Origin of the sequence: Carboxydothermus islandicus, from assembly GCF_001950325.1 — a bacterium.
GTDB classification, from domain to species: domain Bacteria; phylum Bacillota; class Z-2901; order Carboxydothermales; family Carboxydothermaceae; genus Carboxydothermus; species Carboxydothermus islandicus.
The window spans coordinates 1-353 of record NZ_BDJL01000076.1 but is presented as its reverse complement, the minus strand read 5'-3'; the positions used below and the strand labels follow the sequence as shown (position 1 = coordinate 353).

The 353-nt window shown below is 49.6% G+C and carries 1 rRNA gene; it reads left to right on the top strand.

What is annotated here, in order from left to right:
- Positions 1 to 238: 238 nt before the first annotated feature.
- Positions 239 to 353 (top strand): 5S ribosomal RNA (rrf, locus tag ciss_RS09145); the annotation flags it as partial.

Here is a 353-nt window from a genome sequence, read left to right as displayed (position 1 = left end):
GCCGGGCGTGTAAGCCGAGCAATCGGTTGAGCGGACCGGTACTAATAGGTCGAGGACTTGACCTTCAAGTTAGAGGTTAGAGGTTGGAGGTTTGAGGTTAGAAAAACCGAAAACCGAAGATCTAAAACCGTAAACCCTAAATAAACCTCTGTGCAGTTTTCAAGGAATAGGTGAGGAGAAGAGGTTTAAAAATTAAATCTAACCTCCAATCTCCAACATCCAACTTCCAGAATAAGTTTCCGGTGGCAATAGCGGAGGGGAAACACCCGTTCCCATTCCGAACACGGCAGTTAAGCCCTCCAGCGCCGATGGTACTGGGACGTTAGGTCCCGGGAGAGTAGGTCGCTGCCGGA